A 23339-nucleotide genomic window follows, 5' to 3' on the forward strand; every position below is an offset into this window, starting at 1 on the left:
GTCCTTGTTCATGCTCAACTCCTTTGCATAACGGCGCACCGTCAGGCCGCCTCGGCAAATTTCACCTTGAAGTAATCCAGCAGGGTTTTGCCCCGGTAAAAAACCTCGCGTACCTCGGCACTTTCTTTAAGCAGCGCCTCACTGGGGAGCGCATGCTGATCTGCCGGCAAGGGCCGGGACCACTCCTGCACCGCTTTGGGGAACAGGGCCCTGGGGCGATTGTTGACCCAGTTGGAGATATGGCACGGCAAGGTCCAGCCGCCGAACGCCTGGACGAACAGAAAGCCGAACACATATTGCAGCCAGGGGAAATTCTCGCGATAGCCAAGGCGGGCCATGTGGAAATACGCCACCGTGCCCTCTTCGAATTCTTCTGACGGTGGCGCCGGCAAGGCTGCCGGGCCCTCTTCCATGTAGGCGCGAATCGCCTCCCACTCGGCCACCGCAGCGCGCAGGCTGCCGCAGGCCACAGTCAACCAGAGGACGTTACCGCTGGCGGCGTCACGCAGGCCGATCATCAGTTTGAACTCGGGCAGCACCGCGTATTCGGTGACCAGTTTGCCGGCCGAGACACAGGCGATAACCTCTTCCCACGGCACATAATGGGGGGCTGCACCTTTCTTCGGCACCATCGCCACTTCGCGCCGCTGGCGGTTGAAACGGATCGGCGGCTGGACTCTGAGCTCGCGCACGGTCTTGCAGAAAATGAACACGTACATCAGCGCCAACGCGCCGATAAAGCCCCAGATCGGCGGCGAGGCGAGAAAGTCGAGAACACCCGACCAGAACGGCTCGTACTTGCGCCGTGCCCAGCCCGCGAGCAGCGCCGTCATCACAAAGCTGGTGATCACGCCCATGACCGCGGCAATGCCGCAGCGGGCCATGAACTCGAAGTTGCCCCGGCCGATGCCGAAGTCCAGGTAGACCTCATTGGCATCACGGTGCAGGAGCTGGTAGCTGTAGGCCTCGACGCCCGTGGGCAAGGGTTTGGGCGACAGGTAGACAATCTCGGTGCCAGAGACTTGCTCGAAGTCTCCGGCATGGGGCAGGCGTTGGTATTTGCTGTCAGGCATGAAAACGGTCCGAGTCCTTTCGACAAGGAAGGCACGCCAAGGCGCGCCTCCTATGAATAACGCCGCACAGTATCGCGCAAATAGTCATCCAGCTGTTGCGTATCACCGCGCAGCCGCGGCAAGGCTGGTGAAGTTTCGGCGCGCAGCAGCTCAGTGTCGATGAACTGCTGCAGCACCACCCGTCGCGGCCCGTAATCGGCCTCGACCGCCTGGCGCTTGATGCGCAGCAATTCATCGATCTCGGCAAGCATCTGTGGCTCGTTCAAGGTGCCTGCCAAGAGGTCGGCAAAGGCCGTCGGCGGCATGCCCAGGCCCAGGTCGATCCAGCGCACCGCCAACAGCGAACGCAGCACGTAAAGGTACTTCTTGAAGCGCACCTGCTCGCCCTGGAGAAAGTCGCGGTGGTTCTTTTTCGCCATCGACAAGTAATGATGCCGCGCCGCCCGGGCGCTGTAGAAGTTCAGCGCCAGCGCCCGCAGCGACTCGACCGCACCGGGCTCGGCGCGATACACCAGCGGCGAGCCGAGCCATTCGAGCAGGGTCGGGTTGGAGTTGCGCAGCAGCTTCAGGGTCTTGCGCAGCTCCCAACCGCTGATGTCCAGCTCGTCGGTTAGCGGCCGTTCGATCACGTCGCGCGGCTCGTCGACACGCAGGTACCAGTCCTGGCGCGGGACGTAGATGAAGCGCACGTCGAAATCGCTGTCGGTGGAGGCAAAGCCCCAGGCACGGCTGCCGGATTCGCAGGCGTAGAGCACGCGCACATCGTGTTCAAGCTCGACCCGGCGCAATTCTTCAAGCACCCACTCGCGCATGGCGCCCGGCAGTGGGTGACGGTCTTCCTTGTTCATGGTGTATCCCTTCCTATCCCTTTACGCACACCACCTGACGCAGGGTGTGCACTACTTCCACCAGTTCGCGCTGGGCCTGCATCACCGCGTCGATGTCCTTGTAGGCCATGGGGATCTCGTCGATCACGTCCTTGTCCTTGCGGCATTCGACATGGGCAGTGGCGCGGCGCTGATCCTCAACGGTGAACGCCTGCTTGGCCCGGGTACGGCTCATCACCCGCCCGGCGCCATGGCTGCAGGAGCAGAACGCCTCTTCGTTGCCCAGGCCACGAACGATGAAAACTCTTGGCGCCCATGGAGCCGGGAATAATCCCCAGCTCGCCCTTTTGCGCCGACACTGCACCCTTGCGGGTGACCAGCACGTCGTGGCCAAAGTGATGCTCGCGCTGCACATAGTTGTGGTGGCAGTTGACCGCTTCGAGGTTGGCCTCAAAGGGTTTGCCGAGCACCTTGCGTGTAGCGCCGATCACCGCGTGCATCATCAGCGCACGGTTCTGCCGGGCGAAATCCTGCGCCCACTCCACCGCCTCGACGTAGTCGGCAAAGTGCCGGCTGCCTTCTTCGAAATAGGCCAGGTTGCGGTCCGGCAGGTTGGCGATGTGCTGGCGCATGTCGGCCTGGGCCAGTTCAATGAACAGGTTGCCGATGGCATTGCCGACCCCGCGTGAACCGCTGTGCAACATGAACCAGACGCGGTTGGCTTCATCCAGGCAAACCTCGATGAAATGATTGCCGCCGCCGAGGGTGCCCAGGTGCTGGCGGTTGTTGGTTTTCTCAAGCTTCGGGTACTTGTCGGTGATCGCCTTGAAGCGCGCCGCCAGGTCGTGCCAGGCACGGTCGGCCATGGCCGGCACGCTGTCCCAGGCGCCCTGGTCACGGCGGCCGAAGGTCTTGCCGTGGGGCACAGCCTTTTCGATCGCCGAGCGCAGGCCGTGCAGGTTGTCCGGCAGGTCGCTGGCAGTCAGCGAGGTGCGCGCGGCAATCATGCCGCAGCCGATGTCGACGCCAACCGCCGCCGGGATGATCGCGCCCAGGGTCGGGATCACGCTGCCGATGGTCGAGCCCTTGCCCAGGTGCACATCGGGCATCACCGCCAGGTGCTTGAAGATGAACGGCATCTTCGCGGTGTTCAGCAGTTGCTCACGAGCGCCCTCGTCCACCGGGACGCCGTCGGTCCAGAGCTTGATCGGCTTGCCGCCGGCCACTTCGAGTATGTTCATGTCGGTACTTCCATTTTTATCTGTTGTTGCCGGGCTGCTTGAGCCCGGCAACACTCATCCGGCCTTGATGCTGACCAGTCCATTCAACACCTGATCCAGGCCGCCGAACACCGAAATCCGGTCGATGCGCTCGGCCACCCGCTCCAGGGTCTCCAGCTCCTTCAGGCGCAGGGCCGTCGGGTTGTCTTCCATGACTTTGGCGGTGTTGAGCAGCGATCGGGTCGCCGAGGTCTCTTCACGGCGGCGGATGACGTTGGCTTGCGCCGCTTTCTCTGCCTCCACCACCTGCGCCAGCAGGGTTTTCATCTCGCCTGGGAGGATGATGTCGCGCACCCCCAGGCCGCTGACTTCGATGCCGCTGCCAGCGAGTTTTTCCTGCAGGTACTGGCTGACCGAATCGTCGATCAACTGCTTGTTTTCCAACAGCTCATCGAGGGTGCGGGTACCCACCGCCGCCCGCAGGCCGAACTGCACCTCGCGGTACAGATGCTCCAGCGGTTTGCTCAACTGCGCGAACGCACCGAGCACATCGCTGTAGCGCCAGTTGGCCGCAAGATTCAGGCGCAGGCTGACCTTGTCGCGGGTGAGAATTTCCTGCCCGCTGATTTCCATGGCCTGGATCCGCATGTCGACCAACTCGACACTCACCTGACGGTTGAAGCGCCAGAAACCGTACTGCCCGGCACCCAGCAACTCTTCCACCACACCATCGACCTTCAACACACCGACATGGAACGCCGGCACCGCCGCCAGCAACACCGCATCCAGCCCGGCCAGGCTGCGACCGCGCAGTTTAGGCTGGTTGAGCTGGGCTACCAGGGCGGCATCCAGGCGATAGGTCTGGCTCAGGTCGATGCGCTGCAGGGCCTGCGCGCTCTGGCCCTTCCAGTACAGCTGGCGGCTGCCCGGGGCCAGCAATTCGACCAGGGCACCGTCCTCAAAACGCAGGCCGGCTTCGTTTTCCGCCAGGTCCATGCGCTCGAAATACTGCTCGACCAAGGCCGGCTCGCTCTGACGCAGGTAGCCCGCCAGGCGATGTTCGAACAGCGAAGTATTGAGGCTGAAGGTTTCTACCGTCAGCCGGTTGTGCAGGTCGAAACGCTTGTGCACGCCAGGTTCGAGGATCGACACAAAGTCGCCTTCGCAGAACAGCAGGCCGCGTTCGTTCTTTTTCACGATAAAGCGTTTCAACAGTTTCATCTTGATCATCCTGTGCAATTAAGTCCTTGGTGCCGGTGTTGCCAAAGCGCCGAGCGTTGCGGGCGTGGCCCGGAGGAGGCAGTTGCCGGGACATCCTGTCCACTGACCGCATCCTGCGGTGCGGCAACTGCCTTGCTCCGGGCCCGGCCGGCAAGCCGGGCAAATCGGCGGTGGGCGTGTGCGCTCCGTGCGCACCTTGCAGCCTTTCCCTGGCTACGCCCCACCGGCGGGTACAACATTTGAATACCTTGGAGGGTATGTAAGGTTCGAGTCAGGCCTCGAGACCAGCGTCTCCGTGAGGAGCCACGCTATCGACTGCACGTTGCGGCGGCGGCATGCACGACACCTACACCAGGGGTGGGCTCGTGCACCGGCGGGGACATAAACCCCGTCCCGTTGGCCAGCTTGGCGATGCGGTCGGGGAAGATATTGCGAGGGGCGTGCCAGGTTTTGAATCAGGCCCAAAATTAATTCTTATCATATTGATTTATAAGGCTTTTATTTTTACAAACAAAAAACCATGAGTTTTCTCAGTCCACACCAGACAAGATTTTTATATATTATGGGATACACATTTATCTATTGAGCTAAACAGCAATGAGCAAGCGCAGCGTCGCCATCGGCTTTCTCGGCACCACCCTGGATCGCAACGGCAAAGGCGCGGCGCGCTGGCAGCGCTGGCGGCCGACCATCAGCCTGTGCCAGCAGGCACAAACCCCCATCGACCGCCTGGAGCTGATCCACGGCACCAGCGCTCGCGACCTGGGCCTGGCCGAGCGCATTCGCGAAGATATCCAGAGCATCTCGCCGCACACCGAGGTGCGTTTGCAGCCGATGGTTCTGCGTAACCCCTGGGACTTCGAGGAGGTCTATGGCGCGCTGCACGACTTTGCCAGCGCCTACCCCTTCGATACCGAGCACGAGGACTACCTGGTGCATATCACCACCGGTACCCACGTGGCGCAGATCTGCTGGTTCCTGCTGACCGAGGCGCGCTACCTGCCGGCGCGGCTGATCCAGACCTCGCCAGCGCGCGGCAAGGAAGACATCGCCGACCCGGCCGGCACCAGCACGCTGATTGACCTCGACCTGTCGCGCTATGACCACATCGCATCGCGCTTTCAGCGCGAGCAGGCCGACAGCCTGAATTTTCTCAAGGCCGGCATCGCTACCCGCAACGCCGCCTTCAACCGCTCCATCGAGCAGATCGAGCGGGTGGCGCTGCGCTCACGGGCACCGATGCTGCTGGTCGGCCCGACCGGCGCTGGCAAGTCGTTCCTGGCCCGGCGCATCTATGAGCTCAAGCGCGGTCGCCATCAGCTGGAGGGACGCTTCGTTGAAGTGAACTGCGCCACCCTGCGCGGCGACGGCGCCATGTCGACACTGTTTGGCCATAGCAAAGGCGCCTTCACCGGCGCCCAGAACGCCCGCGAAGGTCTACTGCGCGCCGCCGATGGCGGCATGTTGTTCCTTGATGAAATCGGCGAGCTGGGCGCTGATGAACAAGCCATGCTGCTCAAGGCCATCGAAGAAAAACGCTTCTTCCCGCTGGGCTCGGACCTTGAGGTAGAGAGCGACTTCCAGCTGATCGCCGGCACCCACCGCGACCTGCGCAGCCGGGTCGCCGAAGGGCTGTTTCGCGAAGACCTTTACGCGCGCATCAACCTCTGGACCTTCGCCCTGCCAGGCCTGGCAGGGCGCCGCGAAGACATCGAGCCGAACATCGATTTCGAACTGCAGCGCCATGCCCGCGAACAGAACCGCCAAGTGCGCTTCAACCTCGAAGCCAAGCGCCGCTACCTGGCCTTTGCCAACTCGCCGCAAGCGCGCTGGGCCGGTAACTTTCGCGAGCTGTCGGCGTCGATCACGCGCATGGCCACCCTCGCCGACAGCGGCCGTATCGACGAGCCGCTGGTACTCGAAGAAATCGAGCGCCTACAACACGCCTGGGGCCTGGAGCAAGGTGCCAACCCACTCGACGCCTTGCTCGGCGACCAGGCCCTTGACCAGTTCGACCGTCTGCAACTGCAGGCGGTACTCAAGGTGTGCGGCAACGCCCGCACACTGTCCGAGGCCGGGCGCCAGTTGTTCGATGTCTCGCGCCTGGAAAAAGAAAAGCCCAATGACGCCGACCGTTTGCGCAAATACCTGGCACGCTTTGGCCTGGACTGGAATCAACTCAAGGGCTGAACAGGGTGCTAGAATCCGCGCCCTCTTCGGCCGCACCTGGCCGAGCACTACCGAAAAAGGACTCTCGGCTATGTCATTGCTGACAGCGACCCGCCTGCACCTCTGCTCCTTCGGCCTGCTGGCCGGCCTCAGCCTCACCGCAACCACTGCTTTCGCCGACGAGGCCACCGACCAGGCCCTGCACAAAGGCCGCTGGCAAGGCATGGCCGCCATGGCCAACCTGTACCTCAACGACGCCACCCCGGCCGAGTTCATGGATGCCGGTGACAAAGAGAAGAGCGAGCACGACAACTATGCCGGCGCCCTGGCCTTCTACCTGACCGCCGCCCGCCTCGACCCGAAGAACGCCTTCGCCGCGTACCAGGCCGCTGCCGCGCTGTCGTCCATGGACAGCCCGGAACTGGCCGCGCAATACCTCGACGAGGCCCGCGAGCGCGGCTTCTGGCAAGCGGTGATCCTCAAGGAAGACGACGAACTGGAGCCGATGAAAAACGACCCGGCCTACCAGAAGCTGCTGCAAGCGGCCGAGAAGAACTACCCGACCCAGGCCAAGGACGCCGGCCTCGCCGCCTTCAGCATCCCTGAAGGCAAGGCCCCGGCTGGCGGCTGGCCGGTGGTGGTGTGGCTGGCAGGCTTTGGCACCGAAGGCGTCAAGGGCACCAACATGCGCGCGGACCTGGTCGGCGACAAGGCCGTGCTGGTGGCCCTGAACGGTACCCTCAAGCGCGACGAGCATCAGTTCATGTGGCAGCAGCAGTCGGTCGAGCCGACCGAACAAGCGGTGGCCGCAGCGCTGAAGAAGCTGGAAAAAGACACCCGCATCGACCGCTCGAAAGTCGCCCTGATCGGCTTCTCCCAGGGTGCCGAACACGCCGCCCACCTGATCGCCCAGTACCCGCAGAACTACAGCGGCGCGGTGCTGCTGTCGCCGGGCGGCTTCAAGATCCCGTTCACCGTGCAGAAGGCCAAGGACAAGCGCCTGGTCGTGGTCCACGGCGCCCAGGAGCATGAAAGCAACCTGCAACTGACCGCCACCACCGAAAAAGCCTTCGCCAGCAACAACAAGGTGCAGAGCCACGAACACCCTGAAGGCCACACCTTCCAGGACGACTGGCGCAAGGCCTACCCAGGCTACCTGGACTACGCCCTGGGCCTTTGAGTGCGCGCCAGGCAGCCCCGGAAAGCACCTGAGAAATAATCTGTTCGAGAAAATTTACAGCCCTGCAGACAGCTACTAAGGTGAATGCAGAGGAATGAACCGCGACTGATTCAAGGCAGTCGCATCGTGCTGAGCGGGGGCGGTTGCACGCCCCCGGGTTTGCCTCTGTTAAGGGGCGGGAAGACGACTTCATGGGGCGCCGCAAGCCAACCCTGAGTCGTCCCCGCCTCTACTTTTTTCTGCCCTACTTCAAGCCCAGCTGGTTGCGCAAAAACTCGTGCAGGCCGGCCGCGCTTTTCTTGTAGCCATCAGCCGTCAGGTGCACCAGATCACCACGGGCCAGGCCCGACGCCTGCCAGCCGACAATCGAGCACTGCCCGCCCATGTACGCCTGCCAGTCCCAGAACAGCGCATTGGCCTGCTTGGCCGCCTGGCGCTGGATGCGGATCACCTGGGCCAGTTGCTGCGGCTGGCGCGCACTGCAGCTACGAGCCTTGCGCTGCTTGATCGAGTCCGGCGGGCCGACCAGCAATATCACCGCGCGCGGCAGATCCTGGCGCAGGCGCTTGAGGGTGTTGCGCAGTTGCGTCTGGTACAGGCCAAGATCAAGGGTGTCATCGAAGGCTTCGTTGGTGCCGTAGGCGAGAATCACCAGGTCGGGGCGCAGGGTCTTGAGGTTGTCCTGCCAGCCGGCCTGCCATTTATCCTGCACTTCCAGGCGCGCGCCATTGATGCCCAGCGCCGAGTAGATCACCCCGGCATTCTTCTGGCCCTGGATATACCAGCCACCCAGCAGCGTGCCCGGGCGGTTGCTGACGCTCAGGTCCAGCGGCAGAGCCAGGTTGCTGACTTGCGGGCCGAAGCGCCACTGCCCGCCGGTGGCCGCCAGCAGGCGCTGGTTGCGCCCACGGCCATCGCGCAGCACCAGGGTGCTGTTTTCCCGCGCCTGGTACAGCGCCTGCACCCGATAGCGTTGCGCCGTAGGCTCGCGGGCTTCGATGCGCACGTTGGGGTTGGCCGCCAGCGGCACCGACAGGTAACCGCCAAGCGGGAATTGCGTGCTTTGCTGGTTGCGCGCCGACACCAGCTCCCACTGGCGCTTGGCGGTTTTCAGGATGACCTGGTCGTAGCGGGTGCCGGGCACCGGCGTGGCGGCAATCAGGCCGATACCGCCATCACCATAACGCGCCTGCAGCAGGCGGCGCATCTCGCCACTGAACAGGTCGGCAGCGGTGTGCGAATCGCCGAACTGGATGATGTTGACCGGTGCGCGGTTGGCGTTCTTGAACTTGCCCGCCAGTACCGCCAGGTTGCCGTCGACGCGATTGGCCGGGGCCTTGGCCGCCGTATTGGCAGGCTTGGCCGAGGTGTTGACCGCCGCTACCGGGCTACAGCCCGGCAACGCGCAGATCAGCAGGGCCAACCCCAGAATGTTGTGCAGTCGAGGCATCAGTGTCCCGTTACAGTGAGGCCGGGAAAGGCGATCAACGAGAGAATCCGTTCCGAGATCAGCTTCTGTCCGGTGGTAGTGAAATGGATGCCGTCATCGACCCGGGTCTTGATCCGTTTGCCCTGAGCGTTCTGCAAGGTATAGGAGAAACTGTCGTCGTTGTAACCCAGGACCGGGTTGGCCGAAACGTAATGCTGCTGATACAGGCCGGTCTGTTGCTCGTACAGCCCGCTCAGGTAAGCCATGGCGGTAGACAGCTTGGGCTTTTGCATGTTCGGCGGCCCGACCCAGATCACCTGCACATTGTGCTCACGGGCCTGGTCGAGGATCGAGTCGATACGCTGGCGATAGGTGACTTCCCACTCCGGCGACTTGAAGCGCAAAAACGGCTTGCCCTTGCCCTGGGGCATGTCCCAGGGGTCGTTGGGGCCGAGGAAGATCACCATCAGGCGGATGTTCGGCTCGCTTTCCAGGGTCTTGGCCACGGTCTGCGGCCAGTTGAAGAAACCGGGATAGGCAAGGCCGGTGCTCTGCTTGCTGAGGTTGACGCTCTTGATCTGGTAACGCTTGCGCAGGCTGTTGGCCAGGTGCGGAGCGACGCCTTGCATCAGTGAGTCGCCGACCAGGAAGACTTCATCACCCGCCGCCAGGGACACCACGGTGCCGGCTTGCAAAGGTGCCTGGGCAACTTGCGCTGCGGGTTGCGGCACTGGCGTAGCCACTGTTGCCGGCACAGGCGCAGCCGTTGTCGCAACCTTGACTGGCACCGGGTGAGCCGCAACCGGCGGCTTGTCCAGGTGCACCGGGACCACAGGAATCGGCGCTGGCAGCTCCACGGTGTCGCTGGTCTCAACCTTGGCCACCAGCACCTGCTCGCTGCGTTTTTCCAGGCTGTCGATAAAGCTGTCGCGAGCATCGCCCAGGGCATGAGTGAGGTTACCGCCCATGCGCCAGGCCGGGCTCTGGCCAAGTACCGGCAGCTCGCAGCTCTGGTGATACTTCTGCTGGCAATACAGGCTGATCGAATCCTGGTTCAGCCAGAACAGCAACAGCGTGGTGATGACAACGGCGTAGAAGGCCTTGGCCGCGCCCAGTTGCGACGACAGCAAACGACCGGCATTAGAAGCTTGCATAGATGAACCCCGGCACGCCCGATTGCGAAGCAAAAATGACCAAGGAAATGAACAACCCCAGCGGTATTGGATACAGCTGCCAGGGCAAGCGCGTGGTGGTAGCAAAGAACTGGCGCAGCAGCACCAGCAACTGCGGGTAGACGGCGACATACAACACGCTCGCCAGCAACAGCAGGCCGGTACTGGAGAACAATCCATCCAGGCTCAAGCCGCCGATACCGGCGAGCATGTCCATGGCTTCATCAAGGCTGGCGCTACGGAAGAAGATCCAGGCGAAGGCCACGTAGTGGAAGGTCAGCAGGCGCGCCGCCAGGCCGGCGCCCGGCCAGCGCATCGGCTGCGGCAGGATGTAGGTCGAAGCCTTGTACAGCGCCAGGCCAATGCCATGCAGCGCCCCCCAGATGATGAAGTTGATGCTCGCCCCGTGCCACAGGCCGGAAATCAGCATCGCCAGCAGCATGTTCAGGTTGCCGCGCCACACCCCCTGGCGATTGCCGCCCAGCGGAATGTAGACATAGTCGCGAATGAACAGCGACAGGCTGATGTGCCAGCGGCCCCAGAACTCCTTGAGGTTGTGCGCGGCATAAGGCGCATTGAAGTTGTCGGGCAGGCGAAAGCCCAGCAGCAAGGCAATGCCGGTGACCAGGTTGGTGTAACCGCTGAAGTTGAAATAAATCAGAAAGCTGTAGCCATACACGCTCAGCAGTATCTGCTCGGGCGAATAGCTGCCCGGCGTCTCGAACACCGGGTCAACCCACTCACTGGCCAGCCAGGCACTGCAGAAGAACAGCTTGACCACCGCCAGGGCAATCAACCCCAGGGCCCGTTGCGGCTCCAGCACTTCACGGATAGTACTCGTGCGAATTTGCGGCAGCATATGGCTGGCGCGGTTGACCGGGCCGGCGATCAGGCTGGGGAAGAACGCCAGGTACAGGGCCAGGTCGAACGGCGAAGCCGAGGGCATCTCGCGGCGGTTGATCGACACCAGGTAGCTGACCGAGTGAAAGGCGTAGAACGACAGGCCGATCGGCACCAGCACTTCCAGCACCGGCAGCGACACGTCCAGCCCGGCGCTGGCCAGGGCGCCCTGCACGCCGCCGACAAAGAACTCCTGGTACTTGAACAGGTAGAAACAGCCCAGCACCAGCAGCAACACCAACAAATAGCTGAAGCGCCGCCCGGGATAACGCTCACCGACCAGGCCGAGCAGATACACCAGGGCGCTGTAGCCCAGCAGGATGTACAGGGAGTTGAAGCTGAAACTGGCCACCAGGCCGTAACTGGCGGCCAGCAGCAGGACGTTCTGCAAGCGAACGCTCCAGCACAGGCTCCAGTAAACGATGAAAAACAGTGTGAAGCAGAGGCCGAACTCGATCGAAAGGAAGCTCACAACGTAGTCCATTACGTGACAACAGAAATAGGAGGCGTTACCGCCGCAGAGCCGCGGGGCAAAGCGGGCGCGATTATGGCAGAGAGCCACAAGCCCTCACAATGCGAGCCCTGTAGAAAAATCAAGACTTCGCCGCCGGCCTTTGTGCAACAGAATGCGACGAAAGATCGACCCTATCGATTTGCTCCCCCCGCCCCGCTCTGCTAGTGTCGCGCCGTTTATACTGCCACCGAGACAGCCGCCATGGCCCGAAAAAAAGCCTCCATTGATTTCGAGCAATCCCTCGCCGACCTGCAGGTCCTGGTCGAGCGCCTGGAGAACGGCGAGCTGTCGCTGGAAGACTCGCTGACTGCCTTCGAGCAAGGCATCAGCCTGACCCGCGACTGCCAGAGCGCGCTGGCCCAGGCCGAACAGAAGGTCCAGGTGCTGCTCGAGCGCGATGGCGAACTGGCGGCCGAGCCTTTCGATGCGGAACAGCCGGAATGATCGCCGCCTACCAGGCCAGTTGCCAGGCGCGGGTCGACGCCGCCCTCGAACACCTGTTCATCGCCCCCTCGGTTGAGCTCAGCCGCCTCTATGAGGCCATGCGCTACAGCGTCATGAATGGCGGCAAACGGGTACGCCCGCTGCTCGCCTATGCCGCCTGCCAGGCCCTCGGTGCTGCACCGGAGCAGGCCAACGGCGCGGCCTGCGCGGTCGAGCTGATTCACGCCTACTCGCTGGTACACGACGACCTGCCGGCGATGGACGATGACGACCTGCGCCGCGGCCAGCCGACCACTCACAAGGCTTTCGATGAAGCCTGCGCGATCCTCGCTGGCGATGGTTTGCAGAGCCTGGCCTTCAGCGCCCTGCTCGACCCGCAATTGAGCCCGCAGCAAGACAGCATCCGCCTGGCCATGGTCCAGACCCTGGCGCTGGCTGCAGGGCCTGCCGGCATGGTCGGCGGCCAGGCCATCGACCTGGGCTCGGTGGGCCTCAAGCTCGACCAGACGGCGCTGGAGTTCATGCACCGGCACAAGACCGGCGCGCTGATCGAAGCCAGCGTCAGGCTCGGCGCCCTGGCCAGCGCCCGCGCCGACCAGACCCAGCTCAAGGCCCTGCAAACCTATGCACAGGCCATCGGCCTGGCCTTCCAGGTTCAGGACGATATCCTCGACGTCGAGAGCGACACCGCCACCCTGGGCAAGCGCCAGGGCGCCGACATCGCCCGCGACAAGCCGACCTATCCGGCCCTGCTCGGCCTCGAGGCAGCCAAGGCCTACGCCCTGGAACTGCGCGACCAGGCCCTGCATGCCCTGCGTCCGTTTGACGCGGCAGCCGAGCCGCTGCGCGAACTTGCGCGGTACATCGTCGAGCGCCGTAACTAAGCAGCGCGGGTATCGCGGGGCAAGCCCGCTCCCACAGCGATCACTGTAGGAGCGGGCTTGCCCCGCGATTAGCTCAAATGGGCAGCCAACACCGCAATAAGGTAAACTGCCGCCACTTCATATCTATAACGATTCGCCTGATGCCCACGACGTTTCAAGAGATCCCCCGCGAACGCCCGGTCACGCCGCTGCTTGACCGTGCCGATACGCCTGCCGGCCTGCGCCGCCTGGCTGAAGCCGACCTGGAGAACCTGGCCGACGAGTTGCGCCAGGAATTGCTCTATACCGTTGGTCAGACCGGCGGGCATTTCGGTGCCGGCCTGGGCGTCATCGAGCTGACGATCGCCCTGCACTACGTCTTCGACACCCCGGACGACCGTCTGGTGTGGGACGTCGGTCATCAGGCCTATCCGCACAAGATCCTCACCGGTCGCCGCCAGCGCATGCACACCCTGCGCCAGAAGGACGGCCTGGCCGCCTTCCCGCGCCGCGCCGAGAGCGAGTACGACACCTTTGGCGTCGGTCACTCCAGCACCTCGATCAGTGCGGCCCTGGGCATGGCCATCGCCGCCCGTCTGCAGAACGATCCGCGCAAGTCGATTGCCGTGATCGGTGACGGCGCGCTGACTGCCGGCATGGCCTTCGAGGCGTTGAACCACGCCCAGGAAGTCGATGCCGACATGCTGGTGATCCTCAACGACAACGACATGTCGATTTCGCGCAATGTCGGCGGCCTGTCCAACTACCTGGCCAAGATTCTTTCCAGCCGCACCTACTCGAGCATGCGCGAGGGCAGCAAGAAGGTCCTCTCGCGCCTGCCCGGCGCCTGGGAAATCGCCCGCCGCACCGAAGAGTACGCCAAGGGCATGCTGGTACCCGGCACCCTGTTCGAAGAGCTGGGCTGGAACTACATCGGCCCGATCGATGGCCACGACCTGCCGACCCTGGTCACCACCCTGCGCAACATGCGTGACCTTAAGGGCCCGCAGTTCCTGCACGTGGTCACCAAAAAGGGCAAGGGTTTCGCCCCGGCCGAAGTCGACCCGATCGGCTACCACGCGATCACCAAGCTTGAGCCTGTGGACAAACCCGCCGCCGCGCCGAAACAGGCTGCCGGACCGAAGTACTCCGCAGTGTTCGGCCAATGGCTGTGCGACATGGCGGCTGCTGACCAGCGCCTGGTCGGCATCACCCCGGCCATGAAGGAAGGCTCCGACCTGGTGGCCTTCAGCGAGCGCTACCCGGATCGCTACTTCGACGTCGCGATTGCCGAGCAGCACGCGGTCACCCTGGCTGCGGGCATGGCCTGCGAAGGCGCCAAGCCGGTGGTGGCGATCTATTCGACCTTCCTTCAGCGCGCCTACGACCAGCTGATCCATGATGTCGCGGTGCAGAACCTCGACGTGCTGTTCGCCATCGACCGCGCCGGCCTGGTCGGCGAAGACGGCCCGACCCACGCGGGCAGCTTCGACCTGTCGTTCCTGCGCTGCATCCCCGGCATGCTGGTGATGACCCCGAGCGACGAGAACGAACTGCGCAAGATGCTCAGCACCGGCCACCTGTACAACGGCCCGGCCGCCGTGCGCTATCCACGTGGCAGCGGCCCGAACGCAACCATCGAGAACAACCTTGAGCCACTGGAAATCGGCAAGGGCATCGTCCGCCGCCAGGGCAGCAAGGTCGCCTTGCTGGTATTCGGCGTGCAGCTGAGCGAAGCCCTCAAGGTTGCCGAGCAGGTCGATGCCACCGTGGTCGACATGCGCTTCGTCAAACCGCTGGATGAAGCCCTGGTACGCGAGATCGCCGGTGGACACGAACTGCTGGTGACCGTCGAAGAAAACGCCATCATGGGCGGCGCCGGTGCGGCAGTGAGCGAGTTCCTCGCCCGCGAAGCCGTGCTCAAGCCAGTGCTGCACCTGGGCCTGCCGGATGTGTATGTCGAGCATGCCAAGCCTGCGCAGATGCTCGCCGAGTGCGGCCTGGATGCCGCCGGCATCGAGGCTTCGGTGCGTCAGCGGATGCAACTGCTCGGTCTTTGAGACCGCATCGCGGGTCAAGCCCGCTCCTACAGGTTTTGTAGGAGCGGGCTTGACCCGCGATAGCAATGGAATTGCCCATGAAATCCCTGCGCCTTGCCCCCCTCCTGCTATTGCCAACCACCCTGCTGGCCGACCCGATCGACCGCGAAAGCGCCCTGAAGCTGCCCAACACGCTGATCAGCGCCAACCGCCAGGTCGAAGACCGCACGCAAACCAGCGCCGCCAATACGGTGTTCACCCGCGACGACATCGACCGCCTGCAGCCTTCCAGTGTTACTGATCTGCTGACTCGGGTGCCGGGGGTTCAAATTTCGCGCACAGGCGGGCGTGGCAGCTTGCCCGGCATTTTCATTCGCGGCACCAAGTCGGCCCAGAGCCTGGTGCTGGTCGATGGCGTACGTATTGCCAACACCTCGTCCGGCGACAGCGGCCTGCAGTTTCTCAACATTGATCAGATCGAGCGGGTCGAAGTGTTGCGCGGTTCGCGCTCGGCGATCTATGGCAGCGATGCGATTGGCGGGGTGATCCAGATCTTCACCCGCCGCGCCAGCAAGCCCGGCCTGCAACCGCGCCTGCACCTGGCCGGTGGCAGCAACAAGACCTGGCAGCGCGATGTCGGCCTGTCCGGAGGTGACGAGCGCACTCGTTTCAACCTCGCCGCAGGTCTGGACGAAACCGACGGCATCAACGCTACCCGCGAGTCATTCCCGGCCAACGGCGATCATGATGCCTACAGAAACAAGAGCCTGAGCCTGAACCTCAGCCATGTTGCCAGCGACGCTCTGGAACTGGGCCTGAATCTGCTCGACAGCCGCGGACGCAGCGAATACGACAACCTGTTTGGCGACCACAGCCAGCCCTACACCGACTTCACCGTCAGTAGCCTCGGCACCTATGCCGACGCTCAGCTCAGTGACATGTGGCATTCACGCCTGGAACTGGGCCACAGCGAGAACCGCGATACCAAGCGCGACTCGCTGCAGCCGGGCGGTAGCGAGTTCAACACTTACCGCGACTCGATCAACTGGCAGAATGACCTGAGCCTCGACGAGCGCAACAACCTGTTGCTCGGTGGCGACTGGTATCAGGATCGCCTGCATGGCAGCACGACCTTTGACGAAGACAGCCGCTGGAACCGCGCCGCCTTTGTCCAGCATCGCTACAAAGGCGACAGCTTCAATACCGAAATCGGCGTGCGCCGCGACCAGAACCAGCAATTCGGCAGCCAGAACAGCTGGAGCGCCAGTCTCGGCGTGCCGCTCAACGTCGACAACGACCTGCTTCTGTCCTACAGCGAAGGCTTTCGCGCACCGACGTTCAACGACCTTTACTACACGGACTTCAGCAACCCCGACCTCAAGCCCGAGCGCTCGAAGAGCTACGAGCTGCAATGGCGCAGCCAACTGACCGAAAGCACCCGGCTGGAGGCCTCGCTGTACCGCACCGACCTGCGCAATGCGATCTCCCTGGGCCCCAACTTCATTCCACACAATGTCGGCTCGGCACGCATCAATGGTTTCGAAGCCAGTCTGCATCAGCAGTGGTTTGGCTGGCAGAGCAGCCTCGGCCTGGCACTGATCGACCCGCGTGACCGCGATTCCGGGCACACCCTCGAACGTCGCGCCCGCCGCACCCTGAGCCTGGACCTGGATCGCCAGTTCGATCGCCTCGGCCTCGGTGCCAGCTGGCAAGCAGTCAGCAGCAGTTACGCCGACGCCGACAACAAGCGCTCACTCAGTGGCTACGGTCTGCTCGGTTTGCGCAGCAGCTGGAACCTGAGCCGCGAGGTTCGCCTGGAGCTCAAAGCCGATAACCTGCTGGATAAAACCTACAGCCGTGCGCAGTACAGCTACGGCGCAGGCTATGCCGATTACCGCGAAGAAGGCCGCACCTGGCTACTGGGCGTCACCTGGACACCGGCGCTTTAGCCTGAAGCAACTCGCACAATTTGGCCGTCGCTTCGATCATCTGCCCGCTGGGGCGCTCCAGGCCTTTGTCAGGTACCTGCAGCAACAGGCCATCACGCACGGCAGCGACGTGCGGCCAGGCCTTCCAGGCATCGAGTTGGAGCTGATCAGGGGCAAGGATCACCTGCGGGTTGCGCGCCAGCACGGTCTCCAAGTTGACCTGCGGCGCCGGCTGGGGGAGGTCGGCAAACACATTGCGCGCGCCGCAGACACTCAGCGCATCGGAGATGATCTGGTAGCCGCCGACGGTGTACAGCGGCTTGTCCCAGACCTGGTAGAACACTGTCAGTGCATGCTCGCGATGGTACTGCTGGCGCAACGCGGCGAGGCGCTTGCGCAAGGCTGTGGATAACTGCCCGCCCTGCGCCTTGCGCCCGATCCGCAGGCCAATTTCGTCCACCTGCGACACCAGGTCATCCAGCTCGTGCACATCGACGCTGTATAGCGGGATACCCAGGCGTTCGAGCTGGTCGCGCTGGGCCGCCGGCACGCTGCCCGGCCAGTACAGCACCAGGTCCGGGCGCACGCTGAGCAGGCGCTCCATGTCCAGCTGGCCGTAGCGCCCCACCAGCGGTACGGCGCTTAACTGCGTCGGCCGTTCGTGCCACTCGGCCATGCCCACCAGCAGGTCGCCGGCTTGCAGCTCGAGGATGATTTCAGTGATCGAGGGCGCCAGGCTAACCACCCGCGGCGCCGCTGCCAGCGGCATGCCGAAGGCCAGCAGCAACAGCCACAGGTAGCGACGCATCAGCCGAGCTGACGAGGAATGCGATAGAGGTAGAGCAGGACCACGCTGGAGATTGCCAGGAGGATCTGCGGCACCGCCTCAAGGCCAACGAATACCGACAACGCGGCGACCCAGGCCGGCAGGCAGGCGAACAACATGCCCAAGCGGCGGATACGTGCCAGCTCGATCCAGGCCGCAGGTTCATCGTCGCTGTTCAGGGCTTTCTGGGTGGCGATCAGCCCATGCTTGTAGGCGCCAAAGCGCGGCAGGCTGAGGAACATCGAGGCCACGCCGGCGATGAACATCGGCATGGCCAGGATCGGAATCAACGCCTGCACGCCACCGAAGGCCCAGGCAAACACCAGCAACGGCGCCAGCGCCACCGCCAGGTACTGCCACCAGGCCAGCTCCAGGCGACGGCGAACCTGGGCGCGGGTCACGCCCGACCGGCCTCGCCCTGGTGCTCGTTGCCCATCATGTGGCCGAGCTTGCCGGCTTTGGTCGCCAGGTAGTGTTTGTTATGCGGGTTGTGGCCGGTGTGCAGCGGTACGCGCTCGGCAACCGGAATGCCCATGCCGGTCAGCGCCTTGACCTTACGCGGGTTGTTGGTCATCAGCCGCAGCGACTTGACGCCCAGATGCTCGAGCATCGGCTGGCACATGCCGTAGTCACGCTGGTCGGCGGCAAAGCCCAGGCGCTCGTTGGCTTCGACGGTGTCGGCGCCGCCATCTTGCAGCTCGTAGGCGCGGATCTTGTTCAACAGGCCAATGCCACGACCTTCCTGACGCAGGTACAGCAGCACGCCGCGGCCTTCGCGGGCGATCGCCTGCAGGGCCGCTTCGAGTTGCGAGCCGCAGTCGCAGCGCTGGCTGAACAAGGCATCGCCGGTCAGGCATTCGGAATGCAGGCGCCCCAGCACCGGCTGCCCATCGGCCACATCACCCAGGCTGAGCACGACGTGCTCGCGGCCGGTGGCTTCATCGAGAAAACCATGCATGGTGAAGGTCGCAAACGGGGTAGGCAGCTTGGAAGCGGCAACAAAAACGACGGGCACGTTGTGCTCCTGATCAGTAACTTGAAAATTGACGTGGGCCGATTGTATCAGCAGCGTGGCGACGCTGCTTAGGCTGAATTATTGGGCAAACAGATCGACAAGTTCGATATCAGCTACGGCCGCTTGCCCTCGCCGTCGAACGGATAGGGCTGCTTCCAGTGCTCGAAGATCGCCCGCAACTCGCCACTGGCCACCAGCTTGTCCATGCGCTGGTCGAACAGCGCGCGCAACGCCTTGCCCTCGGCAGTGCGGCCAAAGGCCAGGTACAGCGGCAACTCCGCCAGGTGGCTGCGGCGAAACAGCTTGGGATCGGGGGCCTGGCCGAGCACATAGTCGACTTCGGTCAGGGCATCGATGTAGTAGTCGACGCGATCATGCTCAAGCATCGGCAAAATCCCCTCGCGGCGCTGGATTTCGCGAAAGTGTCCGACATTGGGCAGATAGCTCTTGTAGTCGTAGCCGCGCACCCAGGCCAGGCGATACTGGCCGAGGGTCTGCTGGGTCGGTACAGGGCTGGTGGCCAGGCCCAGGGCATAGATATGGTCCATATCGAAATGCCAGCGCGGATAGAGGTTGTCGGCGTTCTCTTCGTGATAGGAACCGACCCAGGCATCGGCCTCACCGCGTTTGACCAGGCCTACCGCGCGGCTGTACGGCGCACTCTGGGTGAGAACCTTGACGCCGGCCGGCTCGAACACCTTGCGCAGCACGTCCCAGGCCAGGCCGCTGCCGTCGGCGTTGGTGTAGTCGAGCCACTCTTCACTGACCAGACGAACCTGGCCAGGTGTCGCCGACGGCGCGTCTGCCGCCTTGACCACACCTGCCGCCAGGACCAGCAACACCAGCAACAGCCGCCATCCCGTCATTGCCCCGCTCCTTAGGTGAAACTCCATACCAGAACCTGCATGCCCAGCCAGGCAAACACCCCGGCCAGAACATCGTCGAGCATGATCCCGACCCCGCCATGCACATGACGATCAATCCAGCGGATCGGCCAGGGCTTGAGGATGTCGAAGAAACGGAACATCAAAAAGCCCGCCAGCAGCCACATCCAGCCCTCTGGCACCAGCCACAGGGTTATCCACATGCCGACCATTTCGTCCCAGACGATGCCCTCATGGTCGTGGACCTTGAGGTCGTCGGCAACTTTGCCGCACAGCCAGAAGCCGAACAGCATGGTCAACCCGAGCATCAGCCAGTAGCCCCAATCGGGCAGCATCTGCCACAACGGGATAAACGGTAGAGCCACCAGCGAGCCCCAGGTTCCCGGCGCCTTGGGCAGGGTTCCGGAGCCAAAGCCGAATGCCAGGAAATGCCAGGGATTGCGCCAGACCGACGGCGGAACGAACTCCGCAGGCACCTGTTTGGGGTGATCGGTCACGGTGTCTCCTTAAAATGTTGATAGCCCCGGGTGTGTGGGGTGATGTCCTGGCCACTGCCATCAAGCAGGCGCACGCCGCTGCCGGCACTCACCCGCCCGACCACATGGACCGGCCAGCCGGCCGCCAGCAACGGTGCAAGCTCAGCTTCGGGCAAGGTGAAGGCCAGGACGTAATCGTCGCCGCCGGCCAATGCCGCCTGTTGCGCGCCTGCGCGACCGAAAAAGGCCAGCAGCGCCGCCGACAACGGTAGCCGCTCCAGCTCGACCTGCAATGCCACCTGCGACGCCTTGGCGATATGTCCGCAATCGGCGAGCAGGCCGTCGGAGATATCCAGGGCCGAGGTTGCCTTGCCGCGCAGCACCTGGCCCAGCGCCAGTTGCGGTTGCGGCGACCAGTAATGGGCCAGCAGCGGTTCGGCCTGGGCCGCCTCGGCCACGCGCTCGCCGAGCACCAGCGGCAAGGCGCCGGCGGCATTGCCCAGTTCGCCGCCGACGCACAGCAGGTCGCCGGCGCGGGCACCGCTGCGGGTCAGGGCCTGGCCGCCGGGTACGCGGCCGAACACGGTCATGGTCAGGCTCAGCGGGCCACGGGTGGTGTCGCCGCCGATCAGGCTCAGCTGGCAGCTTTCGGCCATCTGGTTCAAACCGCGGGCATAAGCCTGCAGCCAGTCGGCGCGAACCTCGGGCAGGGTCAGGGCAAGGGTAAAGCCGATGGGCGTGGCGCCCATGGCAGCCAGGTCACTGGCAGCGACGGCCAGCGAACGCTGACCGAGCAGAAAAGGGTCGCAGACAGCCGGGAAATGCACCCCGGCCACCAGCGTATCGGTGGAGATCGCCAGCTGTTCGCCGGCTGGCACGCTGAGCAAGGCGCAATCATCGCCAATGCCCAGGGCCACACCTTCGCCGCCTTGCGCACAGGACGCGGCGGCGAAGTAATGACGGATCAGCTCGAACTCACCCATTGGCACAGAGCGCCGGAATCAGCGCTTGAACGCCTTGACTTCGGCTTCACGCAGGCGTGGTGCCAGCTTGTCGAGCACGCCGTTGACGAACTTGTGGCCGTCGGTGGCGCCAAACACTTTGGCCAGCTCCACACCTTCGTTGATCACGACGCGGTACGGAACATCGACGCGCATCATGAACTCCCAGGTGGACAGGCGCAGCACCGCCAGTTCAACCGGATCGAGCTCTTCGAGGGCCAGGTCCAGGCATGGCTTGAGTGCTTCATCGATCTCGACTTTCTTCGCCGGAACCCCATGGAGGATTTCGCGGAAGTAGGCGCCGTCGACATCGATGAAATCGTTATCGACCCGGAACTGCGCTTCGATCTCGTTCAGCGACTGCTTGGCCATGTGCCATTGATACAGGGCCTGGGTCGCGAGCTGACGGGCTTCGCGACGCTTGGCGCTTTTCGATGGCTTGCCAGCATCCGCAGGTTTTGGATCGCGCGGGTTGAAACGATCGCTTTCGTCGCTAATCACTTGGCCTCCAACTGCGCCAGCAGGCTGACCATTTCCAGAGCGGACAGGGCAGCTTCGGCGCCCTTGTTGCCGGCCTTGGTGCCGGAACGCTCAATGGCCTGTTCGATCGAATCGACGGTCAGGACACCGAAGGAGACCGGCACGCCGAACTCCATGGACACCTGGGCCAGGCCCTTGGTGCATTCGCCCGCAACGTATTCGAAGTGCGGGGTACCGCCACGGATCACGGCGCCCAGGGCGATGATCGCGGCATATTCGCTTTGCTGGGCGACTTTCTGTGCCACCAGCGGGATTTCGAAGGCACCCGGGGCACGGATGATGGTGATGTCGCTTTCGTTCACACCGTGGCGAACCAGGGCATCAACGGCACCGCTCACCAGGCTTTCGACGACGAAGCTGTTGAAGCGGCCAACCACCAAAGCATAGCGACCTTTGGGGGCAATGAAGGTACCTTCGATGGTCTTCAGGGTCATTGCGGAGTTCTCATCTTAAAGAGCCAGGCCGCAAACAGGCGGCCTGTGGGTGTTTGGGACACGAATGGCAGCGCGAAAAACCGCCTGCTTTATTCGGAGGGCACGTATTCTACAACTTCCAGATCGAATCCGGATATCGCATTGAACTTCATTGGCGAACTCATCAGGCGCATTTTGCGCACGCCCAGGTCGCGCAGGATCTGCGAACCGGCACCGACGGTGCTGTAGGTGGTCGGGGTTTTCGCCTGGGCGCCAGCGTCGGCGCTTTCGCGAATGTGCGCCAGCAGCACGTCGCCATCGAGCGGGTGGCCGAGCAGCAGCACCACGCCGCTGCCGGCGTCTGCAACGGCGCTCATGGCCGCGCGCAGGCTCCAGCGGCCCGGTTGCTTGACCATCAGCAGGTCGCGCAGCGGGTCCATGTTGTGCACCCGCACCAGGGTCGGTTCTTCGGCGCAAATGTTGCCCAGGGTCAGCGCCATGTGCACATCGCCTTCGACCGAATCACGGTAGGTGACCAGGTTGAAATGGCCCAGCTCGCTGTCCAGCGGCTGCTCGGAAACCCGCTGAACGGTACGTTCGTGGATCATCCGGTAGTGGATCAGGTCGGCAATGGTGCCGATCTTGATGTTGTGTTCGGCGGCAAAAGTCTCGAGTTCGGCGCGACGCGACATGGTGCCGTCGTCGTTCATCACCTCGCAAATCACCCCGCTCGGCTCGAAACCGGCCATGCGCGCCAGGTCACAGGCAGCTTCGGTGTGGCCGGCACGGGCCAGGGTACCGCCAGGCTGGGCCATCAGCGGGAAAATGTGACCGGGGCTGACAATGTCTTCGGCCTTGGCATCACGGGCGGCGGCAGCCTGCACGGTGCGCGCGCGGTCGGCGGCGGAAATGCCGGTGGTGACGCCGGTGGCGGCTTCGATCGACACGGTGAACTTGGTGCCGAAACCCGAGCCATTGCGTGGCGCCATCAGCGGCAGCTTGAGCGTTTCGCAGCGCTCGCGCGACATCGGCATGCAGATCAGGCCGCGGGCGTGCTTGGCCATGAAGTTGATGTGCTCGGCCTTGCAGCACTCGGCGGCCATGATCAGGTCGCCTTCGTTCTCGCGGTCTTCGTCATCCATGAGGATGACCATTTTGCCTTGGCGGATGTCTTCGACCAGTTCTTCGATGCTGTTGAGCGCCAC

General features: G+C 63.5%; 21 protein-coding genes and 1 pseudogene. 6 read left to right on the plus strand and 16 right to left on the minus strand.

Going from position 1 to position 23339, the window contains the following annotated elements:
* Positions 1–41: 41 nt before the first annotated feature.
* From LOY34_RS24085 to LOY34_RS24100, 4 genes and pseudogenes are all read right to left on the minus strand, one after another.
* Complete coding sequence (locus tag LOY34_RS24085) at positions 42–1073, minus strand: hypothetical protein (RefSeq protein ID WP_082075475.1); 1032 nt, start codon at positions 1071–1073, stop codon at positions 42–44.
* A 50-nt stretch (positions 1074–1123) separates the two neighbouring features.
* Positions 1124–1921 carry a nucleotidyltransferase domain-containing protein gene (locus LOY34_RS24090; RefSeq protein WP_123565095.1) on the minus strand — a complete coding sequence of 266 codons (798 nt, stop codon included), beginning with the start codon at positions 1919–1921 and terminating at the stop codon, positions 1124–1126.
* Positions 1922–1934: 13 nt separating this feature from the next.
* Positions 1935–3141 (minus strand): annotated as a pseudogene (locus LOY34_RS24095) (RtcB family protein).
* Positions 3142–3195: 54 nt separating this feature from the next.
* Positions 3196–4341: a slipin family protein gene (locus tag LOY34_RS24100; protein ID WP_195885124.1), complete on the minus strand. Its 1146-nt coding sequence runs from the start codon at positions 4339–4341 to the stop codon at positions 3196–3198.
* Positions 4342–4938: 597 nt separating this feature from the next.
* On the opposite strand from LOY34_RS24100, the gene rtcR reads away from it, so the two are divergent.
* On the plus strand, positions 4939–6531 hold the full coding sequence (rtcR, locus tag LOY34_RS24105) for an RNA repair transcriptional activator RtcR (RefSeq protein WP_195885125.1): 1593 nt from the start codon (positions 4939–4941) through the stop codon (positions 6529–6531).
* A gap of 70 nt (positions 6532–6601) precedes the next feature.
* Positions 6602–7690, plus strand: a complete 1089-nt coding sequence (locus LOY34_RS24110) for an alpha/beta hydrolase (protein ID WP_045199943.1) — start codon at positions 6602–6604, stop codon at positions 7688–7690.
* 244 nt (positions 7691–7934) lie between these two features.
* On the opposite strand, the gene LOY34_RS24115 is transcribed toward LOY34_RS24110, so the two are convergent.
* The 3 genes from LOY34_RS24115 to LOY34_RS24125 are packed head-to-tail and all read right to left on the minus strand — an operon-like array spanning position 7935 to position 11663.
* Complete coding sequence (locus LOY34_RS24115) at positions 7935–9140, minus strand: SGNH/GDSL hydrolase family protein (RefSeq protein ID WP_045199946.1); 1206 nt, start codon at positions 9138–9140, stop codon at positions 7935–7937.
* On the minus strand, positions 9140–10273 hold the full coding sequence (locus LOY34_RS24120; RefSeq protein ID WP_195885126.1) for an SGNH family hydrolase: 1134 nt from the start codon (positions 10271–10273) through the stop codon (positions 9140–9142). Before LOY34_RS24120 ends, LOY34_RS24115 begins: the two co-directional genes overlap by 1 nt.
* Complete coding sequence (locus LOY34_RS24125) at positions 10260–11663, minus strand: MBOAT family protein (protein WP_045199950.1); 1404 nt, start codon at positions 11661–11663, stop codon at positions 10260–10262. Before LOY34_RS24125 ends, LOY34_RS24120 begins: the two co-directional genes overlap by 14 nt.
* 243 nt (positions 11664–11906) lie before the next feature.
* On the opposite strand from LOY34_RS24125, the gene LOY34_RS24130 reads away from it, so the two are divergent.
* The 4 genes from LOY34_RS24130 (at position 11907) to LOY34_RS24145 (ending at position 17000) form a co-directional block, all read left to right on the plus strand.
* Entirely contained in the window at positions 11907–12149 is a 243-nt protein-coding gene (locus LOY34_RS24130; protein ID WP_045199952.1) for an exodeoxyribonuclease VII small subunit, read from the plus strand.
* Positions 12146–13033: a (2E,6E)-farnesyl diphosphate synthase gene (ispA, locus tag LOY34_RS24135; RefSeq protein ID WP_045199955.1), complete on the plus strand. Its 888-nt coding sequence runs from the start codon at positions 12146–12148 to the stop codon at positions 13031–13033. The genes LOY34_RS24130 and ispA overlap by 4 nt, the downstream gene beginning before the upstream one ends.
* Before the next feature lie 140 nt (positions 13034–13173).
* Complete coding sequence (gene dxs / locus LOY34_RS24140; protein WP_195885127.1) at positions 13174–15072, plus strand: 1-deoxy-D-xylulose-5-phosphate synthase; 1899 nt, start codon at positions 13174–13176, stop codon at positions 15070–15072.
* Between the two features lie 77 nt (positions 15073–15149).
* A complete protein-coding gene (locus tag LOY34_RS24145) occupies positions 15150–17000 on the plus strand; it encodes a TonB-dependent siderophore receptor (protein ID WP_258664068.1) in 1851 nt (616 codons plus the stop codon).
* Here LOY34_RS24145 and LOY34_RS24150 read toward each other — a convergent pair.
* From LOY34_RS24150 to ribBA, 9 genes are all read right to left on the minus strand, one after another.
* Positions 16978–17787: a cobalamin-binding protein gene (locus LOY34_RS24150; protein WP_195885129.1), complete on the minus strand. Its 810-nt coding sequence runs from the start codon at positions 17785–17787 to the stop codon at positions 16978–16980. The genes LOY34_RS24145 and LOY34_RS24150 overlap by 23 nt on opposite strands.
* On the minus strand, positions 17787–18206 hold the full coding sequence (locus LOY34_RS24155) for a hypothetical protein (RefSeq protein ID WP_045199962.1): 420 nt from the start codon (positions 18204–18206) through the stop codon (positions 17787–17789). The genes LOY34_RS24150 and LOY34_RS24155 overlap by 1 nt, the downstream gene beginning before the upstream one ends.
* The gene (ribA, locus tag LOY34_RS24160; RefSeq protein ID WP_010222848.1) at positions 18203–18820 is read right to left on the minus strand and encodes a GTP cyclohydrolase II; all 618 of its coding nucleotides are present in this window, start codon (positions 18818–18820) and stop codon (positions 18203–18205) included. The genes LOY34_RS24155 and ribA overlap by 4 nt, the downstream gene beginning before the upstream one ends.
* A 113-nt stretch (positions 18821–18933) precedes the next feature.
* The gene (locus LOY34_RS24165; protein WP_195885130.1) at positions 18934–19686 is read right to left on the minus strand and encodes an ABC transporter substrate-binding protein; all 753 of its coding nucleotides are present in this window, start codon (positions 19684–19686) and stop codon (positions 18934–18936) included.
* An 11-nt stretch (positions 19687–19697) separates the two neighbouring features.
* Positions 19698–20201 carry a phosphatidylglycerophosphatase A gene (locus LOY34_RS24170; protein WP_045199966.1) on the minus strand — a complete coding sequence of 168 codons (504 nt, stop codon included), beginning with the start codon at positions 20199–20201 and terminating at the stop codon, positions 19698–19700.
* Entirely contained in the window at positions 20198–21163 is a 966-nt protein-coding gene (gene thiL, locus LOY34_RS24175; RefSeq protein ID WP_045199968.1) for a thiamine-phosphate kinase, read from the minus strand. Before thiL ends, LOY34_RS24170 begins: the two co-directional genes overlap by 4 nt.
* An 18-nt stretch (positions 21164–21181) precedes the next feature.
* Positions 21182–21682 (minus strand): transcription antitermination factor NusB, encoded by a 501-nt coding sequence (nusB, locus tag LOY34_RS24180; protein WP_045199970.1) that lies wholly within the window; start codon positions 21680–21682, stop codon positions 21182–21184.
* Entirely contained in the window at positions 21679–22155 is a 477-nt protein-coding gene (ribE, locus tag LOY34_RS24185) for a 6,7-dimethyl-8-ribityllumazine synthase (RefSeq protein ID WP_010222842.1), read from the minus strand. The genes nusB and ribE overlap by 4 nt, the downstream gene beginning before the upstream one ends.
* 89 nt (positions 22156–22244) lie before the next feature.
* A complete protein-coding gene (gene ribBA, locus LOY34_RS24190) occupies positions 22245–23339 on the minus strand; it encodes a bifunctional 3,4-dihydroxy-2-butanone-4-phosphate synthase/GTP cyclohydrolase II (protein WP_038998529.1) in 1095 nt (364 codons plus the stop codon).

The organism is Pseudomonas sp. B21-009 (assembly GCF_024749345.1).
In the GTDB taxonomy this organism is placed as follows: Bacteria; Pseudomonadota; Gammaproteobacteria; order Pseudomonadales; family Pseudomonadaceae; genus Aquipseudomonas.